This is a genomic window from Dyella halodurans (assembly GCF_026283925.1).
Lineage (GTDB): Bacteria > Pseudomonadota > Gammaproteobacteria > Xanthomonadales > Rhodanobacteraceae > Dyella > Dyella halodurans.
In genome coordinates this window covers 111,262-131,098 of sequence record NZ_JAPDPF010000004.1, presented here as the reverse complement: position 1 = coordinate 131,098, position 19,837 = coordinate 111,262, and the positions used below count along the sequence as shown (strand labels likewise).

Annotated in this window: 21 protein-coding genes; 18 read left to right on the top strand and 3 right to left on the bottom strand. The window is 63.7% G+C overall.

Annotation, left to right across the window (positions count from 1 at the left end; all coding sequences use genetic code 11):
* Positions 1-203: 203 nt before the first annotated feature.
* Positions 204-509 (bottom strand): cupin domain-containing protein, encoded by a 306-nt coding sequence (locus OUZ49_RS09725; protein WP_266150182.1) that lies wholly within the window; start codon positions 507-509, stop codon positions 204-206.
* A gap of 533 nt (positions 510-1,042) precedes the next feature.
* Complete coding sequence (ald, locus tag OUZ49_RS09720) at positions 1,043-2,161, bottom strand: alanine dehydrogenase (RefSeq protein WP_266150181.1); 1,119 nt, start codon at positions 2,159-2,161, stop codon at positions 1,043-1,045.
* A gap of 161 nt (positions 2,162-2,322) precedes the next feature.
* Here ald and OUZ49_RS09715 point away from each other — a divergent pair, with 161 nt between their 5' ends.
* The 17 genes from OUZ49_RS09715 (at position 2,323) to OUZ49_RS09635 (ending at position 17,461) form a co-directional block, all read left to right on the top strand.
* The gene (locus OUZ49_RS09715; RefSeq protein WP_266150180.1) at positions 2,323-2,796 is read left to right on the top strand and encodes an Lrp/AsnC family transcriptional regulator; all 474 of its coding nucleotides are present in this window, start codon (positions 2,323-2,325) and stop codon (positions 2,794-2,796) included.
* Positions 2,797-2,985: 189 nt separating this feature from the next.
* Positions 2,986-3,249, top strand: a complete 264-nt coding sequence (locus OUZ49_RS09710; protein ID WP_266150179.1) for a hypothetical protein — start codon at positions 2,986-2,988, stop codon at positions 3,247-3,249.
* A gap of 52 nt (positions 3,250-3,301) precedes the next feature.
* Complete coding sequence (gene nadS, locus OUZ49_RS09705; protein WP_266150177.1) at positions 3,302-3,592, top strand: NadS family protein; 291 nt, start codon at positions 3,302-3,304, stop codon at positions 3,590-3,592.
* A 446-nt stretch (positions 3,593-4,038) separates the two neighbouring features.
* Entirely contained in the window at positions 4,039-4,446 is a 408-nt protein-coding gene (locus OUZ49_RS09700; protein WP_266150176.1) for a hypothetical protein, read from the top strand.
* A gap of 283 nt (positions 4,447-4,729) precedes the next feature.
* A complete protein-coding gene (locus tag OUZ49_RS09695; RefSeq protein WP_266150175.1) occupies positions 4,730-5,110 on the top strand; it encodes a hypothetical protein in 381 nt (126 codons plus the stop codon).
* Positions 5,111-5,281: 171 nt separating this feature from the next.
* Positions 5,282-5,803, top strand: a complete 522-nt coding sequence (locus OUZ49_RS09690) for a hypothetical protein (RefSeq protein ID WP_266150174.1) — start codon at positions 5,282-5,284, stop codon at positions 5,801-5,803.
* A 554-nt stretch (positions 5,804-6,357) separates the two neighbouring features.
* Positions 6,358-6,783 carry a MerR family transcriptional regulator gene (locus OUZ49_RS09685; protein ID WP_266150173.1) on the top strand — a complete coding sequence of 142 codons (426 nt, stop codon included), beginning with the start codon at positions 6,358-6,360 and terminating at the stop codon, positions 6,781-6,783.
* Entirely contained in the window at positions 6,780-9,209 is a 2,430-nt protein-coding gene (locus tag OUZ49_RS09680) for a heavy metal translocating P-type ATPase (protein ID WP_266150172.1), read from the top strand. Before OUZ49_RS09685 ends, OUZ49_RS09680 begins: the two co-directional genes overlap by 4 nt.
* A 97-nt stretch (positions 9,210-9,306) precedes the next feature.
* On the top strand, positions 9,307-9,471 hold the full coding sequence (locus OUZ49_RS09675) for a hypothetical protein (protein WP_266150171.1): 165 nt from the start codon (positions 9,307-9,309) through the stop codon (positions 9,469-9,471).
* Between the two features lie 218 nt (positions 9,472-9,689).
* A complete protein-coding gene (folC, locus tag OUZ49_RS09670) occupies positions 9,690-10,967 on the top strand; it encodes a bifunctional tetrahydrofolate synthase/dihydrofolate synthase (protein ID WP_266150170.1) in 1,278 nt (425 codons plus the stop codon).
* 79 nt (positions 10,968-11,046) lie between these two features.
* Positions 11,047-12,108, top strand: a complete 1,062-nt coding sequence (locus tag OUZ49_RS09665; protein WP_266150169.1) for an SPOR domain-containing protein — start codon at positions 11,047-11,049, stop codon at positions 12,106-12,108.
* A gap of 21 nt (positions 12,109-12,129) precedes the next feature.
* Entirely contained in the window at positions 12,130-12,735 is a 606-nt protein-coding gene (locus tag OUZ49_RS09660; RefSeq protein ID WP_266150168.1) for a CvpA family protein, read from the top strand.
* Between the two features lie 15 nt (positions 12,736-12,750).
* On the top strand, positions 12,751-14,226 hold the full coding sequence (gene purF / locus OUZ49_RS09655) for an amidophosphoribosyltransferase (protein WP_266150167.1): 1,476 nt from the start codon (positions 12,751-12,753) through the stop codon (positions 14,224-14,226).
* A gap of 84 nt (positions 14,227-14,310) precedes the next feature.
* Complete coding sequence (locus tag OUZ49_RS09650) at positions 14,311-15,123, top strand: ferritin-like domain-containing protein (protein WP_266150166.1); 813 nt, start codon at positions 14,311-14,313, stop codon at positions 15,121-15,123.
* An 87-nt stretch (positions 15,124-15,210) separates the two neighbouring features.
* Positions 15,211-15,573 (top strand): ArsR/SmtB family transcription factor, encoded by a 363-nt coding sequence (locus OUZ49_RS09645; RefSeq protein ID WP_266150165.1) that lies wholly within the window; start codon positions 15,211-15,213, stop codon positions 15,571-15,573.
* On the top strand, positions 15,570-16,655 hold the full coding sequence (locus OUZ49_RS09640) for an SRPBCC domain-containing protein (protein ID WP_266150164.1): 1,086 nt from the start codon (positions 15,570-15,572) through the stop codon (positions 16,653-16,655). The genes OUZ49_RS09645 and OUZ49_RS09640 overlap by 4 nt, the downstream gene beginning before the upstream one ends.
* Positions 16,656-16,711: 56 nt before the next feature.
* Positions 16,712-17,461 (top strand): VOC family protein, encoded by a 750-nt coding sequence (locus tag OUZ49_RS09635; RefSeq protein ID WP_266150163.1) that lies wholly within the window; start codon positions 16,712-16,714, stop codon positions 17,459-17,461.
* A 116-nt stretch (positions 17,462-17,577) separates the two neighbouring features.
* Here the strand turns inward: OUZ49_RS09635 and OUZ49_RS09630 are convergent, their stop codons facing one another.
* Positions 17,578-17,973 (bottom strand): DUF427 domain-containing protein, encoded by a 396-nt coding sequence (locus OUZ49_RS09630; protein WP_266150162.1) that lies wholly within the window; start codon positions 17,971-17,973, stop codon positions 17,578-17,580.
* A 226-nt stretch (positions 17,974-18,199) separates the two neighbouring features.
* Here OUZ49_RS09630 and OUZ49_RS09625 point away from each other — a divergent pair, with 226 nt between their 5' ends.
* Positions 18,200-19,804 carry an MFS transporter gene (locus OUZ49_RS09625; protein WP_266150161.1) on the top strand — a complete coding sequence of 535 codons (1,605 nt, stop codon included), beginning with the start codon at positions 18,200-18,202 and terminating at the stop codon, positions 19,802-19,804.
* Positions 19,805-19,837: the final 33 nt, after the last annotated feature.

The window sequence follows — 19,837 nt, the reverse complement described above, 5'->3', positions numbered from 1 at the left end:
TTCGCTAGTTTCAATCCCGGACCCGTGCTTGCCAGGTAACGGGATGCGCATGATCTCACGGCGACGTCAGCACCTAGGGACAGGGCAGTGAACACCGGCCAGGCCGTGCCTGGCCGATGTCACTCAAACGCATGAAACGCCGTGGCATGGGCCGCTTCCACCTGACCTCATGATGAGCCGTTTCACTGGTCAAGCGCGACTGGCTATTTGGCTGACTTAAGCTCGATCACGATGACCTTTTCCGCGGTCGTTCCCACGTTCTCGTTGCTATGTGTGATGGGGGCGCTCCACAACACTTCGCCCGGCTTGCGCGTGGTCTCGGTCACTTTTCCGTCGGATGTCGTCGTCTTGATCTTTCCGCCGGTGACGAAGTACACGACGTTCTCCGGATGCGAGTGCATCGGGATCGCTTCGCCCGGCTTCACGTTCACTTCCATCACTCTCACGTCAGGTTTGTCGATCAGCACCTTGGTCGTGCTTGGCGACACGGTGGCCATGTCCTGGGCCATGACGGCTCCGGCACAGGCGCAGGCGAGAGCGATCAGCCCTCCTTGCAGATAACGACGGTATACGACTGCCATGACAGGTCCTCCACATCACTGCTGAGGTCGTCGAGGGTCCTTGACGGCTGATCACGCGATCAGTGCCCGATTCACCGGGTGTCCTGGTGCAGGCGGCAGACTGCTTTCCGCCAATTCGAGAGGGCCGTGATGAGGTTGATGAGCGCAGCTGGCACCGCGCATGCACGAACTTCGACGGCTGCGCAGGTGCCCGGGCGGAGGTGCACAGCATGCGTGCTTCATCGAAGGAGAGGTGCCGATGCGCCAGACAGACCAGCCCGGACGCCCGGCGGACGCTACGCGCTCATCGGAGGGGCGTCAATCATGCAAAAGATAGCGCTGCCGGCAGGCAGCGCAGGCGCCTCGGGGATTGGCGAATCCGGGCGGGCTTGGACCCGCGGGCGCGTGTGCTGAATCAGAGGTGTTGCAGCGGGACCACGGCCTCCCTGCGCAAAGCACAGGGAGGCCATGCTTGCGAGGCCTTACAGGCCGATCGCGGTTTCCGCCTTCACGTACGGCAGGCCGTGCGCCTGGGCGACCGGCTCGCAGGTCACCTGGCCCTCGGACACGTTGAGGCCGTTGCGCAAATGGGCGTCCTGCTGCAACGCCTTCTTCCAGCCGTTGTTGGCCAGGGCGAGGGTGAAGGGCAGGGTCACGCTGTTGAGCGCAAAGGTCGAGGTGCGAGCGACCGCACCCGGCATGTTGGCGACGCAGTAGTGCACCACGCCGTCCACCACATAGGTGGGGTCGGAGTGGGTGGTGGCGTGCGAGGTTTCCACGCAGCCGCCCTGGTCGATGGCGACGTCGACAATCACCGAGCCGGCCTTCATCGTGCGCACCATGTCATGCGTCACCAGCTTGGGTGCCGCGGCACCCGGCACCAGCACCGTGCCGATCAACAGGTCGGCGCGACGCACCAGCTCCTCGATGGCCGAACGGGTGGAGAACACGGTGGAGATCGAGGTGCCGAACTGCGTGGCGAGACGCTTGAGCGCATCGGCCGAGCGGTCGACCACGGTCACCTTGGCGCCCATGCCCACGGCGATGGTTGCCGCGTGGGTGCCGGACACGCCGCCGCCCAGGATGACCACTTCACCCGCCGGCACGCCCGGAACGCCACCGAGCAGCACGCCGCGGCCGCCCTGCGCCTTCTCCAGCGCATGCGCGCCGACCTGCGGAGCGAGACGACCGGCGACTTCGGACATCGGGGTCAGCAGCGGCAGCGAGCCATTCGGCGCGGTGACCGTTTCATAGGCAATGCAGACGGCGCCGGAGGCGATCAGGTCGTGGGTCTGCTCCGCATCGGGGGCGAGATGCAGATAGGTAAACAGGATCTGGCCCTTGTGGAGCTTCTTGCGCTCGACGGCCAGCGGCTCCTTCACCTTCACGATCATTTCCGCTTCGGCAAAGATCTGGTCGGCACCCTCGACCATGGTGGCGCCGGCTGCAACGTAGTCGGCGTCGGTAATTCCCGCGCCAAGACCCGCGCCTGCCTGCACCATCACCTGATGACCGTTGTGCACCAGTTCCTGCACGGACGACGGGACGAGGCCCACGCGATATTCGTGGTTCTTGATTTCTTTGGGCACACCGATGCGCATGACTTGCTTCTCTCGCTAGGGATGATGGGAGGGCTGCGTTTAGCAGCAAGAGCCAGGGCGGCAGTATGATCTAGGTATCAAGCAATTACTCGCGCATTTGGCTATGGTTTTCGCGATAATGTGGAGCTAAATTCTATTTCTAGCCAAATTATTGGAATGTTATGCCAATCAGTGATCCGGCCCTGGATGACCGCGACAGGGCGATACTCCAGCGGCTCCAGCAGGACGGCCGCTTGACCAATCTGGAGCTCGCCCATCAGATCAATCTATCCCCCTCGGCCTGCCTACGCCGCGTGAAATTGCTCGAGGAACGAGGCGTCATTGCGCGCTACGTGATGCTGGTGGACGAAAAGGCCGCCGGGCTTCCCGGCACGGCCTTTGTGCAGATCACCCTCGACCAGCAGGGCCGCGCGGCGCTCGACACGTTCGAAGCGGCCATCCAGCGCCATCCGGAAGTCACCGAGTGCTGCCTGCTGGCCGGCGTCGCCGACTACATGGTGCGTGTGGTCTATGCGGACGCGGCGGATTTCGAGCGCATCCACACCGAAATCCTCACCCAGCTCCCGGGTGTGGTGCGCGTGCAGTCGACCCTGGCGCTGCGCACCGTCATGAAGACGACGGCGCTACCGGTGTGAACTTGCTCACCCGACCTTGGCGTCCAAGCGTGCAAGGCACGCTGGCGCCACGTCTATTGCGCGCAAGATCCGGCTGCGGGGGTATGAGGCCTCGCCTGACGAATCCCTGCCGGCCCTCGAACAAGTCAAACATGGCGGTTACGACAGCTACGCCATTGACGCATATGCGCCACTGACGCATAGTGGGACATGATCTTCATAGAGACTCCGGTCTTTACCCGCCAGATCTCCGCCCTTGTTGACGACGAGGACTACGCTGAATTCCAGCGTGACTTGGCCAATGATCCTGAGGCAGGGGACGTGATACCCGGTACCGGCGGGCTCAGGAAGATCCGGATGGCCGCCAAAGGGCATGGCAAGCGAGGCGGTGCACGCGTGATCTATTACTACTTTGCCAGTGAGTCGCAAATTCCCTGCTGCTGGCTTAGGCAAAAAATGAGGCTGAGAACCTGACTGCTGCGCAGAAGACGGCCCTCAAGCAAGTGATCGAGCAGTGGAGATGACCATGGACAAGAAGTTTTTCGACGAACTGCTGCAGAGCGTCACCCAGATGGATGAAATGCGTCGAGGTGAGCGTGCGCCTTCGCGCGAGACCTACGTGGCGTCTGAGCAGGTGAAGCGCATCCGCTCACTGACCAAGCTCTCGCAGGCGAAGTTCGCCAAAGTGATTGACGTCGACCTTGGCACGCTTCAGAACTGGGAGCAGGGGCGTCGCCATCCGACGGGGCCCGCGCGTGCCCTTCTGCGTGCGATCGAGAAAGACCCGCGCCATGTGCTCGCCGCGCTTATCGACTGAGTCATCGATGTATCAAATCGTTGCAGCATCACTTCATAGAGCGCCCTGGCTATAGGGCGCTTCCCTCTGGCTGGAGGGACGATGAGGACATGGGTGTCGTTGCTAAGAACCACTTGTTGGGGAAGCGTCCGGGGTGTGATCACTTCCCGGCTATTTGAGCCGATCAAAAGTGGAGAGATTCGGCGAAACTAACCCCAAGCAACGAGGTGGTTTTGCCATGCAGACGTAGAAGTTCACCGAAGAACAGATACCCTGGCCGCGGCCACTGCACCCAGGGCGCCATGCGTGAAGGCCGTCAAGACATTGTTGCCTTCATGGGCGGCACGTGAAGGAAGCTTTACCCGGGCGCGCAAGGCTTCAGGCGCGGTGGATGTCTTGGAGTCGGCATTTACGAAGCGAAATTCCAACTTTCCAGTTAAGCGAAATGGCCTGACGGGCGAACAGCGATGTCATTCGAAAAAATTCAGTTTGGGGAAAAGGAGATTTTTTGCGGGTCACTCGGTGACAGCATTCCAGATGCCGTGCCACGGCCATTTGCAGTCCTATTTCCGGCATTTAGCGAACAGGATCGTAGGAAAGGCATGCTTCTTCTGGATTCTTTTTTAGAGAGGGGGTGCGGCGAATTTCAATGTGCAGGAAAAGAAGCGGAGGTCATGCACGATGACATGGATGGCTACTTGGAAAAGAACGGGTGGAAGCGTGTACTTACTACATTTGACGATAACGTAGTGAACGCATGTGAATATCATGTTTTTGGCGTGGGCAAAGTGAGTGCTTGCTTGGTCGCTTTAGTGGCAGATTACCCAGAAGTTGTGTCGCATTTGAAGAGGTTTGCGGCGCAATGCGAAGGGTAACGAGCATGGGACGAGTGTCCGTCAAGACAGGCATTGTCGGCTTTGACGCGGGTGCATTTCCTGCGAGCGGAACCCAGTGACAGCTCTGATGCTGCCCGTTGCTCGCGTCGGGAAGCCTCGTCGATCGTGGTACAGGCATGGATTGGGCGAGCGCTGCATCAGCGGCGCGAAGGCACGAGGAATTGGCGCCGAATCGCTCGATACTTACTCCGCGACCATTTTCGCTTGACGGTACTGCTTCGATCGCGGTCTCATGCTTCCTGTTCTCAGGGATGCGAAGCGTATGGATCAACTTCTTTGCGAGATAAAGCGCAAGCGGCTGGCTATATTTGCTCTCACGCGCAGCCGCATCGGCATTTATCGGGAGGGCGTGCACTATGGCCGGTTTTACTCCTGGGGCCAGCTTAAAGACATCCGCGGCAGCTATATCCCGGGTTTCCGTACCTTGCTCCCCGTTGACACGTTGACACTTGAGGCAGTGAACCGGTCCGTGAAAATTTCCATGGCGTGGTACGACTTGCAGCCGTTGGCTTCATCATTAAAAAAAACCGCATCCTGGAAGGAGCGTGGTAATGATGCGGCCTATAGCGAGATGCTGGCTGATTACTTGCGGGAATTGAAGGCGAAAGCTTTTGCGGACAGAGCGGCGGACAGCTACCGGTAGGTCGGTCTTCAACGCGGATTTATGGAGTTGAATTTGGCCATGGAAAATCGCAAGGACTTTACCCTCAGGCGTGTGGAGCTTGAGCATCTTTATCCTGATGCACCGGAGCTTGGCGTCCACCGACCGTTTGAACTTCGTTTGTCACGTTGACCGATGGCTCCTCCAGGCTCCATGCCCCAAACCAAAGGGACGAACGCCTTCCTGGGTGCGATCGTCGTCATCGCAACGCTATGCGCCCTCTACAACCTTGCTTTCATTCCATCTGAGGCACAGGCATTGCGGCGGTTCCAGCAGGATCCATCGTGCCATCCGGCGGTCGAACACCAGGCAACCTCCGGCGAATGCCAGTTCGAACTCGATACGCTGAGCCACGATCCCCAGTTGGTGATGGGGCGTAGCGGACCTTCCTATCTCCTGTCCCTCAGAACCCCGGCCGGCACGATCACGACCGCACATGCCTACTCGGGCATCAACGATCAGCTTGGACAAGGCACGCACTCGGTCGGCAGACTCATCTACAACGACCGGGTCGTTGCGATCTATGCAGGGCCAACGAGTGAGCATACCTTGGCCTATCCCTCGCTTGCCGGGAGGTACTTCGACGCGGGGTTTTCGGCGGCTATTGCCCTCATCTTCGCCATTCCGCTGGCGATACGCATCCGCCAGCGTGTCGGCCTCAAAGCCAAAGATTGAACGGTCGCCGCAAGAAGTATTCGTGTACGGCAAGTAATTCAAAATATCCTGAGGAATATCGAGAAATTCTCAAGGTAATGGTTACTTTGCTTTGCAATCCTGGCAACCGGGGGCGCATTGCGCCAACAAGATGCACCTTCGCAGCAGCAGACGTCTTCTATCCCCTCTCCTAGGCTGACCCGAGAAGTTCCACGAAGAAGTCGCGATTTACCAATAGCCAGAATCTGGCCGTGCTTTGGCAAGCCAAGGCCGACACGCCAGCACCGTCGCCAGCGGGACATGAGCTCAGCGGCGTTCTACAAGTGGCGACGCCCCTGCTTTGAGTGGCGGGGGCTTATAGGGTCAGTTGTCGAGGATAGCCAAGAGTTTGGTGGCGGGCATTGGTCAAGCGCCGACCGCATCGTCAGCCTCGTATTCGGGCTGGCCAGTGCCATCGTTAACGGCCAGTGCCAAGGTAATAGGCGTCAATGCCAAGGTTAGGGACTCTCCACAACATCAGCCGTCGCAGCATGGAGCTTGACCCTGGACCTTGATCAAAGGTCTAGACTTGTTGCATGGACATTCAAAGCACACCCATGACCATCGGGGCCGTCGCCAAGCGCGTCGGCGTGGCGATCGACACCATTCGCTATTACGAGCGCGAAGGGCTGTTGCCCGAGCCGCTGCGGCGCGCCTCGGGCTATCGCAGCTACGACGTCAGTGCCGTACGGCAGCTGCGCTTTATCCGGCGGGCCAAGGATCTTGGCTTCACGTTGGAGGAGATTCGCGATCTGCTGGCCTTGTCTGCCGATCGCCAGCGCGGCGTGAAGGCGGTGAAGAAGCGTGCGCAGGAGCGCCTGGCCGCCATCGACGCGCGCATTGCCGAACTCACCCGTGTGCGCAATGGCTTGGAGCAACTGGTCGAGGCCTGTCCCGGTCACGGTTCACCGGATCAATGTCCGATCCTGCGCGCGCTGGCTGACGAGGAGGGCGAGGCATGAGCGCCGACCAGCAAGGATGTTGTGGCGCCAAAGCGAAAGCGGTCGAGCCGGCGCAGAAGTCGTGCTGTGGCGGCGGCGCGGCTTCGAGCGCCCCGCTCGAACAGCAACAGCATGCGCATCATGATCACGTAGCGCACACCGAGAAGGATCCGGTCTGCGGCATGCGCGTGGATCCACGCACCACGCCGCATCACGCCGAGCACGGCGGCTTGACCTATCACTTCTGTGCCCAGCGCTGCCGCGACAAATTCATGGCCGATCCCGCGCATTACCTGCAGGAAGGCGGTGCGCCCGCGCCAGTCATCGCCGGCGCCACCTATACCTGTCCCATGCATGCGGAAGTGCAGCAGATCGGTCCTGGTCATTGCCCGAAATGCGGCATGGCCTTGGAGCCGATGATGCCAAGCCTGGACGAAGACGATGGCCACGAGTTGCGCGCCATGTCACGTCGATTCTGGACCTTGGCCGCGCTCACCCTGCCGGTGTTTGTGTTGGCGATGGGGCCGCATTTGTTCGGCTGGCACTGGCCGGCCCCGTGGGGCGGTGCCGCCGCGTGGGCTGAGGCTTTGCTGGCTAGCGTGGTGGTGTTGTGGGGCGGTGCGCCGTTCTTCGTGCGTGGCTGGCATTCGCTCAGGCCGTGGTCACCAAACATGTACACGCTGATTGCGCTGGGTACAGGCGTGGCCTGGGTCTACAGCGCGGTGGCCTTGCTCGCGCCGTCGCTGTTTCCCGCGGGCTTCCGCGATATGCACGGCCGCGTGGGCGTGTACTTCGAGTCGGCGGCGGTCATCGTCACCCTGGTCACGCTGGGCGACTTCCTGGAGCTGCGCGCGCGTAGGCGTACCGGCGAAGCGCTTAAGGGCTTGCTGGGGCTGGCGCCCAAGACGGCGCGCCGGGTCGACGCCGATGGCGGTGAACATGACGTGGCGCTGGACGATGTGCATGTTGGCGACATGCTGCGCATACGGCCCGGCGAAAAAGTGCCGGTCGATGGCGTGGTGCTCGATGGCAACAGCCATATCGACGAATCCATGCTCACCGGCGAGCCTTTGCCGGTGGTCAAGGCAAGGGGCGAGCATCTTACGGGCGGCACCATCAACCAGGACGGCGCGTTGTTGATGCGTGCGGAAAAGGTGGGTGCCGAAACCATGCTGGCGCAGATCGTGGCGCTGGTGGCCCAGGCCCAGCGCAGCAAGGCGCCGCTGCAGCGGGTGGCCGATCGGGTGGCGGCTTGGTTCGTACCGGCCGTGGTGGCAGTCGCCGCGTTGGCGTTTGCGGGCTGGGCGTTGCTGGGACCGGATCCGCGTCTGGCCCATGCATTGATTGCGGCCGTGTCCGTGCTGATCATCGCCTGTCCCTGCGCGCTGGGTTTGGCCACACCGATCTCGATCATGGTGGCCAGCGGTCGCGCGGCGCAGAACGGCGTGCTGTTCCGCGATGCGGTCGCCATCGAAGCCCTGCGCGGGATCGACACCTTGGTGGTGGACAAGACCGGCACATTGACCGAAGGCAGGCCGGCGCTGACCGAGGTCGTCAGCCTGGGCGCCCATGCACGTGAAGTACTGCTGGCGATGGCAGCGGCGCTGGAGAAACCCAGCGAGCATCCGCTGGCGCGCGCCATCCTTGCGGGCGCGCAAGCGGCCGGCGTCAGCGTGCCGGGCGTGTCCCATTTCCGCACGCTGACCGGTGCTGGCGTGGAAGGCGAGGTGCAGGGCCATGCTGTCGCGCTAGGCAACCTTAGCTTGCTGGCGAACATTGGCGTCGAGCCCGACGGCGCGGCGCGCACCCGAGCCGACGCGTTGCGCGCCGACGGTGCCACCGTCATGTATCTGGTCATCGACGGTACGCTGGCGGGCCTGATGGCCGTGGCCGATCGCATCAAGGCCAGCACGCCGCAGGCGATCCGTGACCTGCATGCGGCCGGCCTGCGCGTGGTGATGCTCACCGGGGACAACGCCACCACGGCCAAGGCGGTGGCGGGCAGCCTGGGCATCGATGAAGTGCATGCAGACGTGTCGCCACTCGACAAAGCCGCCGTGGTCCAGCGCTTGCGTGCGGCGGGGAAGCGCGTCGCGATGGCCGGCGATGGCATCAACGACGCGCCGGCGCTGGCCGCCGCCGATGTCGGTATCGCCATGGGCAGCGGCACCGATATCGCCATGGAAAGCGCCCAGGTGACCCTGGTGAAAGGCGAGCTCACGGCCATCGTGCGCGCTCGCTCGCTGTCGCAGGCGACGGTGCGCAACATCCGCCAGAACCTGTTCTTTGCCTTTGTCTACAACGCGGTAGGCGTGCCGCTGGCGGCGGGCCTGCTGTATCCGCTGCTGGGCGTGATGCTGTCGCCGATGGTTGCGGCGCTGGCCATGAGCCTGTCATCCGTGTCCGTGGTGGGTAATGCCTTGCGACTGCGCCGTGCCCCGTTGTGATGCTTGTCACCCGCGATGACTGACGGGATTCCCTGCCGCGCGTAGCGCGCGAAGCCGATGATGCCTCCCGCACCGATGGGGTGCGGGAGGGGACGGCATGAACATCATCGACAACATACGCAGCACGCTGGAAAAACACCTGCCGCTGCTACTGGGACTGCTGCTGGCGCTGCTTGCGGCACGTGCGCTGAAGAAAATGTTCTGGACGGCATTCGGGATGTACTGGGTGTTGCGCGCCAGTGGCATTCATCTGTGGGGTTGAGGCTGCGTGCTTGCTCTCTGCCGTCATCCCAGCTTTCGCTGGGATGACGGCAAGTGGTAGCTACAACCGGATGTCCGGTCGGAATCATCCCAACGGCAAGCATGCTTTAAGCTGTGCACCCGTTTCACAGCCGGAAGCCCTTGGATGTCCGCCAGCCCGTCCCTGATCGAGCGCTGCTACGCCGCATTCGACCGCGCCACTGCCGGAGTAGCGGGCGCATGACCCGCACACTCGACGAATGGCTGGCGTACCAGGAACGCGTCAATGTGCGCAGCATCGAACTAGGTCTCGACCGCGTGCGCGCGGTCTGGCAGCGCATGGGCGCACCGGCGCCGGCGCGACGTGTCATCACCGTCGGCGGCACCAATGGCAAGGGTTCCACCGTGGCCATGCTGGAGGCCATGCTGTCTGCCGCAGGGTCCCGCGTGGGCTGCTATACCTCACCTCATCTGATGCATTACCGCGAACGCGTGCGCATCGACGGTGCCGATGCGGATGACAGCCTGCTGATCGCGAGCTTCGAGCGCATCGAGGCGGCACGCGGCGATATTTCGCTGACGTATTTCGAGTTTGGCACGCTGGCGGCACTCGACCTGTTCGCGCGCGCCGACCTCGATGTCGCCGTGCTCGAGGTGGGCTTGGGCGGGCGACTCGATGCGGTGAACATCGTCGATGCCGACGTGGCCATCATCACCACGGTCGATCTCGACCATATGGATTGGTTGGGGCCGGACCGCGACACCATCGGCGTGGAAAAGGCCGGTATTGCGCGCGCCGGCAGGCCGGCCATCGTTGGCGAACTCGATCCGCCGGCAGGCTTGGTCGAAGCCTTGGGTCGCATCGGTGCCCGGATGGCGCGGGCTGGCGCGGATTTCTCGGTGGAACGCCTGGCCGGAGGCTGGCGTTGGCATCATCTCGACGGCCCCACGCTGGACTTGCCTGATCCTGCACTCGCCGCACCCGTTCAATACGCGAATGCCGCTGCCGCCATCGCCGCCTTGCATGCCTTGCGTGCCATCGATGCGCCGTTGGCTGCCATGGATCTGCAGGCCGTGGCCTCGATCGGCTTGCGCATGGCAAAGGTGGCGGCACGCCTGCAGTCGTTGGGCGGCGATCCTGTCCTGATCGTCGACGTGGGACACAACCCGCAAGCGGCTCGCGCGCTTGCCGACTGGCTGGACACACAGCCTGGTGGTCGCGTGCATGCAGTGTATGGGGCGCTGTCCGACAAGGACGTGGCTGGCGTGATGCGCGCGCTGGGTTCAAGAATCGATCACTGGCACCTCGCCGGGCTGGAGCGCGATACGCCGCGTGGCCTGCCGGCGAACGTGCTGGCGGAACAATTGGCACTGGCGCTGCCGCAAGCGCACTTCGACGCGCATGAGAACGTATCGGCGGCGCTCGCCGCGGCGCGCGCAGCGGCGAAGCAGGGCGAGCGCGTGCTGGCCTTTGGCTCTTTTTTTGTGGCAGCGGCGGTGCTTGCTGAATCGCGATGATGGGTATCAGCCTGATCGGCGACTCAGACAGGTATAATCGCGCCGTTCTCGCACCGCGCCCGCCGCCTAGGAGCCTGTCTTGAAAACACGTCTGCTGGGAGCTGCCGTTCTGATTGCGCTGGCGGTCCTTTTTGTGCCGATGTTCTTTTCCAGCAGCCCGCCGAGCAGCAGCGCCGACGAATCGGTAAGTCTCGCCATCCCGCCGGCGCCGGATCGGGACCTGCAGACCAAGACCATGAGCCTGACGCCTGGGGCTGCCGTGCCGTCCAGCGCCGCACCGGCGCCGAAGCCGGCCATCGACGTGGCCAAGGCGCCGGCAGCGACGCCCGCGCCTAGCGATCAGCTGGCCACGGTGAATATTGGCTCCAACCGCCCCCGCGATGTGGAGATCGACCCCGCCGCAGGCCAGAAGCCTGAACCGACCACGGTCACCAAGGGCGGCACGACGGCGGTGCAGCCGTTGATTCCCGCCCAGACCTCGGCCACGGCGTCCACCGGCAAGCCGACCAAGGCAAGCACCACCCCGGCGGTGCCCGCACAACCTGAGCCCGAGCCGGCGACGGCGGCGGCGACCGGTGCGCATGGCCAGTATTCGGTCAATCTCAGCGCCTATGCGTCATCGGCCAGTGCGCAAGGCTTGATCCAGCGGGTGCACGCACTGGGTTACCCGGTTTCCGGTCGCGCCATCACCCAGGCCGGCAAGCAGCTGACCATGGTCACGGCAGGCCCGTTCGAGTCGCGCGCCGCGGCCGAAGCCGCCCGCCTGAAGATCAGCCAGACCATTCCCGGGGCGCCGGCGCGCCTCGAAAGCAGTGCTGCCACGCCGACGCAGGACGATATGCCGGCCGCCAAGCCCGCCGCCGCTGCCAATACGGCAGCTGCTTCGAGTGCGTCGGGCGGGGGCGCGGGCGCCTGGGCGGTGCAGGTGGCGGCGATGGGTAGCCAGGCCGATGCCAATGCGCTGCGCGACAAGCTGCGCGCCAACGGTTTCGACGGCTATGTCGATACCGTCAATGCCAGTGGCAAGCAGTTGTGGCGCGTACGCGCGGGTCCGCAGACGCAGCGTGCTGACGCCGTGCGGATACGCGACCAGATCAAGACCAAGCTCGGTGTCGACGGCAACGTCGTCAGCGCTCCCTGAACATTTTGAACTGGTGACCCGGTGAATTGGGCCGACTACATCATCCTCGCCGTCGTTGGCCTGTCGGTCTTGATTGGTCTATGGAGAGGCCTCATTTCCGAGGTGCTGGGTTTGGTGGTGTGGGCGCTGGCGTTCTGGGTGGCCTGGATGTTTGGGCCTGCCGTGGCGGGCTACTTCGAACACAGTATCCAGCTGCCGTCGGCGCGGATGCTGGTGGGTTACGGCATCTGCTTCCTGGTCGTATTGATTGCAGGAGCCTTGCTGCGTTTCCTGGTGAGCAAGCTGGTCGAGGGCACGGGTTTGTCCGGCACCGACCGCCTGCTTGGGATGTTGTTCGGTTTCGCCCGCGGTGTCTTGCTGGTGACGCTGGCGGTGTTTCTGCTCGGGTTTACCGCGGTGATTCGCGACCCGTGGTGGAACGACTCGGTATTACTGCCGCAGTTCAAGGGAGTGGCTGCGTGGCTGGGTGAACAGGTGCCGGACAGTGTTCGTCACCACCTGAATCCCCCGGCGCTGCTGGACCATCTTCCCGCCTTGCCGGCGGTTGTGCCGGGCGCTTCGCCAGCGACCGAGCACAAAGCCCACCCGGCGGCCACGTCCACGGCCGCTACTGCGACGTCTTTCTAAATACAGGCAACAACCATGTGCGGAATCATCGGTATCGTCGGCACCACAGAGGTCGCCGCGTCACTCTATGACGGTTTGACCGTGTTACAGCACCGTGGCCAGGACGCTGCCGGTATTGCCACCGTGGACGGCGCGCGACTGCGTTTGCACAAGGGCAATGGGCTGGTGCGCGACGTGTTCAGCCAAAGCGCCATGGCCGGCCTGCGCGGCAACATCGGTATCGGTCATTGCCGTTACCCGACCGCCGGCTCGGAAGGCTCGGCCGAAGCGCAGCCGTTCTATGTGAACTCGCCCTACGGTATCGCGTTCGCGCACAACGGCAATCTGGTGAACACCGAGACGCTGCGCCGCGAGATGTTCGAAGACGATCGGCGCCATATCAATACCGATTCCGATTCCGAGGTGCTGCTCAACGTGCTCGCGCACGAGCTGCAGATCCAGGATCGGATGGCGCTGACCCCGGACCATATCTTCAAGGCCGTCGCCGGCGTGCATCAGCGCGCGCGTGGCGGCTATGCCTGCCTGGCGCTGGTGCTGGGCTACGGCCTGCTGGCGTTTCGCGATCCCAATGGCATCCGTCCGCTGGTGCTGGGCGAACGCATCACCTCGGAAGGCCGCGAGTACGCGGTGGCATCGGAGTCGGTGGCGCTGGATATCCTCGGCTTCAAGCGCCTGCGCGACGTAGCGCCGGGCGAGGCCGTGTTCATCACCAACGACGGCCAGCTGCATGCGCGGCATTGTGCGGAAGATGCCGTGCACGCGCCTTGCATCTTCGAGTACGTCTACCTGGCCCGCCAGGATTCGATGATCGAGAACGTGTCGGTGTACAAGGCCCGTCTGCGCATGGGCCAGAAGCTGGCCGAGAAGATCCTGCGCGAGCGCCCGGACCACGGCATCGATGCGGTGATCCCGATTCCGGATACGGCGCGTACCGCCGCGTCGGCCCTGGCCGAGGCGCTGGGCGTGCCGTTCCGCGAGGGTTTCGTGAAGAACCGCTACATCGGTCGCACCTTCATCATGCCGGGGCAGGGTGAGCGCGTGAAATCGGTGCGCCGCAAGCTCAACCCGGTGGAACTGGAGTTCCGCAAGAAGAACGTGCTGCTGGTGGACGACTCCATCGTGCGCGGCACTACCTCGCGCCAGATCATCCAGATGGCGCGGGATGCGGGCGCCAGGAACGTGTACTTCGCTTCCGCCGCGCCGCCGGTGCGCTATCCCAACGTGTATGGCATCGACATGCCGGCCGCGTCGGAGCTGGTGGCTGCCGGCCATACCGAGAAGGAAGTGGAAAAAATGCTCGGCGCCGACTGGCTGATCTATCAGGATCTGGCCGATCTGGTCTGGGCCGTGCAGGACGGCAACGAGGAGCTGAAGCAGTTCGACACCTCCTGCTTCTCCGGCGAATACGTGACCGGCCTCGAAAAGCACTACCTGGAGCAGATCGAAATGCTCCGCTCCGACGACGCTAAGGCCTCCCGCCGCACGGCGTGATGCATTTGAACCCTCTCCCCACCGGGGAGAGGGCAGGGTGAGCCCCAAAAAGGGGGTAAAGGGCGGGTGCTCGCGACAAACTCCATGACGACCGACCTCCACGCCGCCGCCAAACGCTGCCTCGACGCCACCGATCCGGCCGAGAAACTGCGCCTGACCCACGCCACCTGGGAGGCGTTTCAGTCCGGTGCCTTGCATGCCGATCCGAACTCGCCGCCGCCCGCACCCATCGGCGCGCCAGGGCGTCCCGCAAGACCGCTGCTGGTGCCTCAACGCCAGGTGCCGCAACGCGGGCTGGGCACGCCGGAAGGGCGTGTTGCGCTAGTGCACGCGGTGGCGCATATCGAGTTCAACGCGATCAACCTGGCCTGGGACGCGGTGTATCGCTTCCGCGGCAAGCCGGAGGCGTACTACCGCGACTGGGCCAGCTGCGCCCACGACGAGGCACGCCATTTCGCCATGTTGTCGGCGCGCCTGGCCGAGCTGGGCCACGCCTATGGCGACTTCGATGCGCATAACGGCCTGTGGGAAATGGCCGAGAAAACCGCTGACAATGACACGGCGCGCATGGCGCTGGTGCCTCGTGTGCTCGAAGCGCGCGGGCTCGATGTCACGCCCAGCATGATCGAGCGGCTGCGATCGGTGGGCGATACGCGCACGGTCGACATCCTGGACGTGATCCTGCGCGAGGAAGTAGCCCACGTGGCCGCGGGCACGCGCTGGTTCCGCCATTGCTGCGAGCGCGATGGGCTCGATCCGCGCGAAGCATTCATCGATTTGCTGCGCAGCTACATGGGGCGCACCTTGCGCGGCCCCTTCAATCGTCCTGCACGGCTGGAAGCCGGGTTCGACGACGAAGAGCTGGACCGGCTGACCGCGCTGGCACTGGAAGCCTGAGACACCCCGAGTAACGTCAGCGGACCCCAAGTACGGCCCAAGGCACTTGACTATCGATTAACCAAGTGGTTAATTGAAGGCATGCCCATGGATCAAGACCCGCTCTCTGCCACCTTTGCGGCACTCGCCGATCCGACCCGTCGCGCCATCCTGGCGCGGCTTGCCGAAGGCGAGGCCACTGTTGGCGACCTGGCCAGTCCCTTCAGCATCTCGGCGCCGGCCATCTCGCGGCATCTGCGCGTACTGGCGGACGCCGGCCTGATCGAGCGCGAGGTCGATGCGCGCTGGCGCATCTGCCATCTGCGCGCCGATGCCTTGCGTGGTGCGCATGACTGGCTGGAGACGTACCGGCGGCATTGGGAAGACAACCTCGATCGCCTGGTCGAATTCGTCGAACGCACGCACGGCGCGGCCACGCACGCTCCCCCTGCTCGGAGAAAAAAGCCATGACTCAAGCCGCCACCTTCCAACTGGAAATGACCCGCTTCATCCGCGCCCCGCGCGAGAAGGTATTTGATGCCTTTACCCAGCAGGAAGCGCTGGCCGCCTGGCATTGCCCGCGCGGCATGCACGTTGCCGAGGTCAGCGCCGATGCGCGCGTGGGCGGTCGCTATCGCATCGTCATCACGGCGCGGGATGGCACAAGCTTTGTGGTCGGCGGCGAGTATCAATCGCTCGATCGCGCGGACTTTCTCGCCTACACCTGGATCTGGGAACGAGGCGCCATGCCGCCGGACAAGGTCACCCTGATCGAGGTGACGCTCACCGCGCGCGATGGCGGCACCTCCCTGCATATGCGCCATACCGGCTTCCCCGATGCGATGTCGCGGGATGGCCATGCGCCGGGCTGGCAGTCGGTGTTCAACCGTTTGTCCGATTACCTCGACCCGGCCGGCACGGCAGGCACGCTGACGGTCATCGGTGATCCGCGCAGCAGCTATTGCCGCACGGTGCGCATGGCGCTGGCCGAGAAGGGCGTGGTCTATACGCTGCAGCCGGCCGCTCCGCACACGCCCGATATCGCCGAGCATCATCCGTTCGGCCGCATTCCGGTGCTGCGCGATGGCGACCTGGAACTCTACGAGACACGCGCGATCCTCGGCTATATCGACGAGGCCTTTGATGGACCGAGCCTGTTGCCGATGGGGCCGGCGGCGATCCGCGCGCGCGGCGAGCAGTGGATCAGCGTGATCAATTGCTACGCCTATGACGCCATGGTTCGGCACTACGTGATGCAGTACGTCTTCCCCAAGGGCGCGGATGGCCAGCCCGATCGCGCCGCGATCGATGCGGCTGTGCCAGAGGTCGACCGCCAACTCGGGCTGTTCGATGACGCCTACGGCGCGCGCGACTATCTCGCCGGCGCCGCACCGTCCATGGCCGACTATCTGCTGGCGCCGATCCTGTTTTATGTCGACGCGTTTCCCGAAGGCAGCGCCATGCTCGACAAGTACCCGAACGTGCGGCGTGCCCAGGCAGCGATGCGCGCGCGGCCCAGTTTCACGGCGACACAGCCACCTCCCGCGCATTGACGATGGTGCGGGACGACTTCTTCCGAAGTTCCTGTGACTCACGAGGAGATCAAGCCATGCATGCGATGTCCGGAAAACTCGTCTGGGTCGAGCACGCCAGTGCCGACCCCGTCAAAGCGCGCGCGTTCTATGAGGCGCTGTTCGGCTGGACCAGCTCGGCGATGGAGGTGGCTGGCAGCAGCTATCAGGTCATCAGCAATGCAGGGGAGGGCATTGGCGGCTATCGAACCGCGCAGGAGCAGGAACCGTCCAACTGGGGCATCTACCTCAGCGTTGCCGATGTCGACAAGAGTTATGCGCAAGCCCTGCTGGCCGGTGCCCAGCCATGGATGCCGCCGACTGATTTTCCACCCGTCGGCCGAGGCGCGACCCTGCTCGATCCGGTGGGCGCGACGGTGTCCATCTGGCGCAACGCCGGGGACGATCGCGCCGATGCCGATGTGCCGCCAGGCCACTGGTGCTGGCATGAGTTGCAAGCAAGCGATCCGCTGAAAGCGCTGGCGTTCTACGAAGGACTGTTCGGTCTTTCGCATGACGACGTGCCGATGAGCGATGGCGCTTATTACGTGATGAAGAACGGCGACAACCGGCGCGGCGGCATCATGAAGTCGTTTATCCCCGGTGCGTCATCCTTCTGGCTGCCTTATGTGCATGTCGCCGACGTGGACGCGAGTACGGCGAAGGCAAAGTCCCTGGCTGCCGACATCTGCGTACCGCCTACGGATATCCCCGGCATCGGCCGCTTCTCGGTACTGCGCGATCCGCTGGGTGCGTCGCTGGCGGTATTTCTCCCGCTGAGGCAGTGAACGAACGCATCGCTTGGGTCAACGCTATCTGCCAACTGGGTAGGCCGCAACGAGTGATGGCGCGGTCGATACCCAGTGAGGCAGTTGGGAGGGCGCCCGCCTTACGAGGGAATGCCTCAGTCGAGTTCTTCGATCGAGTCGACACGCGTGGCGTAGAACGCGAGGTGATCCTTGATCGCGGCGACGGCTTCGTAGGGATGCTCGTACGTCCACACCGCGTTCACCGTGCGGTCGCCGCCGGAGGGAATGCTGTAGTAGCTGCATTCGCCCTTATAGGGGCAGTAGGTGGCGTGATCGGTGCGCGCCAGTGACGTCATGTCGACGTCCTGGCGGGGGATGTACTGCACCGCGGGATAGCTGGCCTCTTGCAGCGTGAGTGCATTGCGCGTGTCGGCAATGACGCGTCCGGCGACTTTCACCACGATGCGATGGGGGTTGCGCTCGATCGTGATGGGATGATCGGGTCCCGGGATCCTGACGACGCGGGCGGTACCTGGGCTGGGGAGTTCCATGGGCATGTCTCCGGTGGCAATGCCCAGTGATCCACGGTAGTGGTGAAGGGTTTGTTGAGGACCACGGGCAGGGCGATATACCGCGCCAAATAGCTATCTCAGCAAGGGCTGCGATGACGATTTGGCGGGGATGGCCACTCGCGTTGCGCGAACGCGTCCTGCGAGGATGTTCAACAGGCTCTAAGATCGCTTGGGACACTCCGCCCCAGGCGCCGTTGCGAAAGCCATGAGCCAGATCGGAAAGCCTCCCTGCGATAACGGCGTCATCCTGTATGGCGGGGCGGCGAAACCATGCGCGAGGCCCTCGCGGCACTGGACCCTGGTTGCCGCGGTGCTCGGATCCAGCCTGGCTTTCATCGATGGCACGGTTGTCAATGTCGCCTTGCCGGCAATCCAGCGCGAGCTGGGTGCCACGACGGCCGACGCGCAATGGATCATGGAGTCGTATGCGCTGTTTCTCGCATCGCTGCTGCTGGTGGGCGGGGTGCTGGGTGATCGGTTTGGGCGCAAGCGGATTTTCATGCTCGGTACTGGCCTGTTCACGCTGGCATCGATCGGCTGCTCGCTGTCGACTGCGATCGCTCCACTGATTGCGGCCAGGGCCTTTCAGGGTGTCGGCGCCGCGCTGCTGGTACCCGGCAGTCTTGCCCTGATCAGTGCCACGTTTCCGCAGTCGGAGCGTGGCGCGGCCATCGGCACCTGGTCGGGATTCACCGGCATCACGGCGGCGATCGGGCCTGTCATCGGCGGTTTTCTGGTCGAGCACTATTCGTGGAACTGGGCCTTCCTGGTGAACGCACCGCTTGGCGTCATACTGCTGGTGCTGTGCGCCTTCAAGGTTCCCGAGAGCAGGGGCGGGGAAGGGAGCGGAGCCATCGACGTGATGGGCGCGGCCCTGGCCACGGTGGGACTGGCGGGCGTGGTGTTCGCCTTCATCGAGGCACCTTCGCGCGGTTGGGCGGCAACCCCGGTCTGGATGGCCGCCGTGATGGGCGTGCTGGCGTTCCTGCTGTTCGTTCGAGTGGAGGCGCGCAGCGCGTCGCCAATGCTGCCGCTGGGACTGTTTCGCAATCGCAATTTTGCCGGCGCCAATGTACTGACCTTGCTGCTCTACGCGGCGCTGGGTGGGAGCCTGTTCTTTCTGCCGCTGAATTTGATCCAGGTGCAAGGCTATGGCGCCACCGCGGCAGGTGCGGCGTTGCTGCCATTCATCGCGATCATGTTCATGCTGTCCCGTTGGGCCGGAGGACTGGTCGATCGGTTTGGCTCGAAGCTGCCGCTCGTCGTGGGGCCCGTGATAGCGGCCTGCGGGTTTGCGATGTTCGCCGTGCCGTCCGTCGCAAGCCGTTATTGGACGGCTTTTTTTCCGGCGATCTGCATGCTTGGCGTCGGCATGAGCATCACCGTGGCGCCCTTGACCGCCACGGTGATGAATGCCGTTGGCAAGGAGCTCGCGGGAACGGCCTCCGGCGTCAACAACGCGGTATCGCGTACGGCGTCGCTGCTGGCGATTGCCGTGTTCGGCATTGTCTTGACGCTGACGTTCAATCACCGCTTGAGCGAGGCATTGGCGACCTTGCACGCGCCGACAGAACTGGTTTCTTCCATCATGGGGCAGCGCGAGAAGCTCGCCGGCATGGTCGTTCCGGAGGGTTATTCCGACGCGATGACATCCGCCTTGAAGCGCGCCGTGGGTCGCTCATTCGTGGCCGGATTTCGCTGGGTCATGCTGATTTCTGCTGCCCTGGCGCTGCTGAGCGCGATCAGCGCCGGCATCTTCATCCAGGGCAAGATGCCCGTGCGCTCAGCCACCCTGGGTGGCCCGCGATGACGAGCAGCGTCTTTGCCGGGCAGTCGGGTGCGA

Excerpts from the sequence above, each read along its gene's own strand:
- purF (WP_266150167.1), top strand. The coding sequence starts at position 12,751 with ATGTGCGGAATCATCGGTATCGTCGGCACCACAGAGGTCGCCGCGTCA.
- folC (WP_266150170.1), top strand. The coding sequence starts at position 9,690 with ATGACCCGCACACTCGACGAATGGCTGGCGTACCAGGAACGCGTCAAT.
- OUZ49_RS09650 (WP_266150166.1), top strand. The coding sequence starts at position 14,311 with ATGACGACCGACCTCCACGCCGCCGCCAAACGCTGCCTCGACGCCACC.
- OUZ49_RS09695 (WP_266150175.1), top strand. The coding sequence starts at position 4,730 with ATGGATCAACTTCTTTGCGAGATAAAGCGCAAGCGGCTGGCTATATTT.
- OUZ49_RS09690 (WP_266150174.1), top strand. The coding sequence starts at position 5,282 with ATGCCCCAAACCAAAGGGACGAACGCCTTCCTGGGTGCGATCGTCGTC.
- OUZ49_RS09725 (WP_266150182.1), bottom strand. The coding sequence starts at position 509 with ATGGCCCAGGACATGGCCACCGTGTCGCCAAGCACGACCAAGGTGCTG.
- OUZ49_RS09675 (WP_266150171.1), top strand. The coding sequence starts at position 9,307 with ATGAACATCATCGACAACATACGCAGCACGCTGGAAAAACACCTGCCG.
- OUZ49_RS09630 (WP_266150162.1), bottom strand. The coding sequence starts at position 17,973 with ATGGAACTCCCCAGCCCAGGTACCGCCCGCGTCGTCAGGATCCCGGGA.
- OUZ49_RS09645 (WP_266150165.1), top strand. The coding sequence starts at position 15,211 with ATGGATCAAGACCCGCTCTCTGCCACCTTTGCGGCACTCGCCGATCCG.
- OUZ49_RS09700 (WP_266150176.1), top strand. The coding sequence starts at position 4,039 with ATGTCATTCGAAAAAATTCAGTTTGGGGAAAAGGAGATTTTTTGCGGG.
- OUZ49_RS09625 (WP_266150161.1), top strand. The coding sequence starts at position 18,200 with ATGAGCCAGATCGGAAAGCCTCCCTGCGATAACGGCGTCATCCTGTAT.
- OUZ49_RS09640 (WP_266150164.1), top strand. The coding sequence starts at position 15,570 with ATGACTCAAGCCGCCACCTTCCAACTGGAAATGACCCGCTTCATCCGC.
- OUZ49_RS09715 (WP_266150180.1), top strand. The coding sequence starts at position 2,323 with ATGCCAATCAGTGATCCGGCCCTGGATGACCGCGACAGGGCGATACTC.
- OUZ49_RS09710 (WP_266150179.1), top strand. The coding sequence starts at position 2,986 with ATGATCTTCATAGAGACTCCGGTCTTTACCCGCCAGATCTCCGCCCTT.
- OUZ49_RS09685 (WP_266150173.1), top strand. The coding sequence starts at position 6,358 with ATGGACATTCAAAGCACACCCATGACCATCGGGGCCGTCGCCAAGCGC.
- nadS (WP_266150177.1), top strand. The coding sequence starts at position 3,302 with ATGGACAAGAAGTTTTTCGACGAACTGCTGCAGAGCGTCACCCAGATG.
- OUZ49_RS09635 (WP_266150163.1), top strand. The coding sequence starts at position 16,712 with ATGCATGCGATGTCCGGAAAACTCGTCTGGGTCGAGCACGCCAGTGCC.
- OUZ49_RS09680 (WP_266150172.1), top strand. The coding sequence starts at position 6,780 with ATGAGCGCCGACCAGCAAGGATGTTGTGGCGCCAAAGCGAAAGCGGTC.
- ald (WP_266150181.1), bottom strand. The coding sequence starts at position 2,161 with ATGCGCATCGGTGTGCCCAAAGAAATCAAGAACCACGAATATCGCGTG.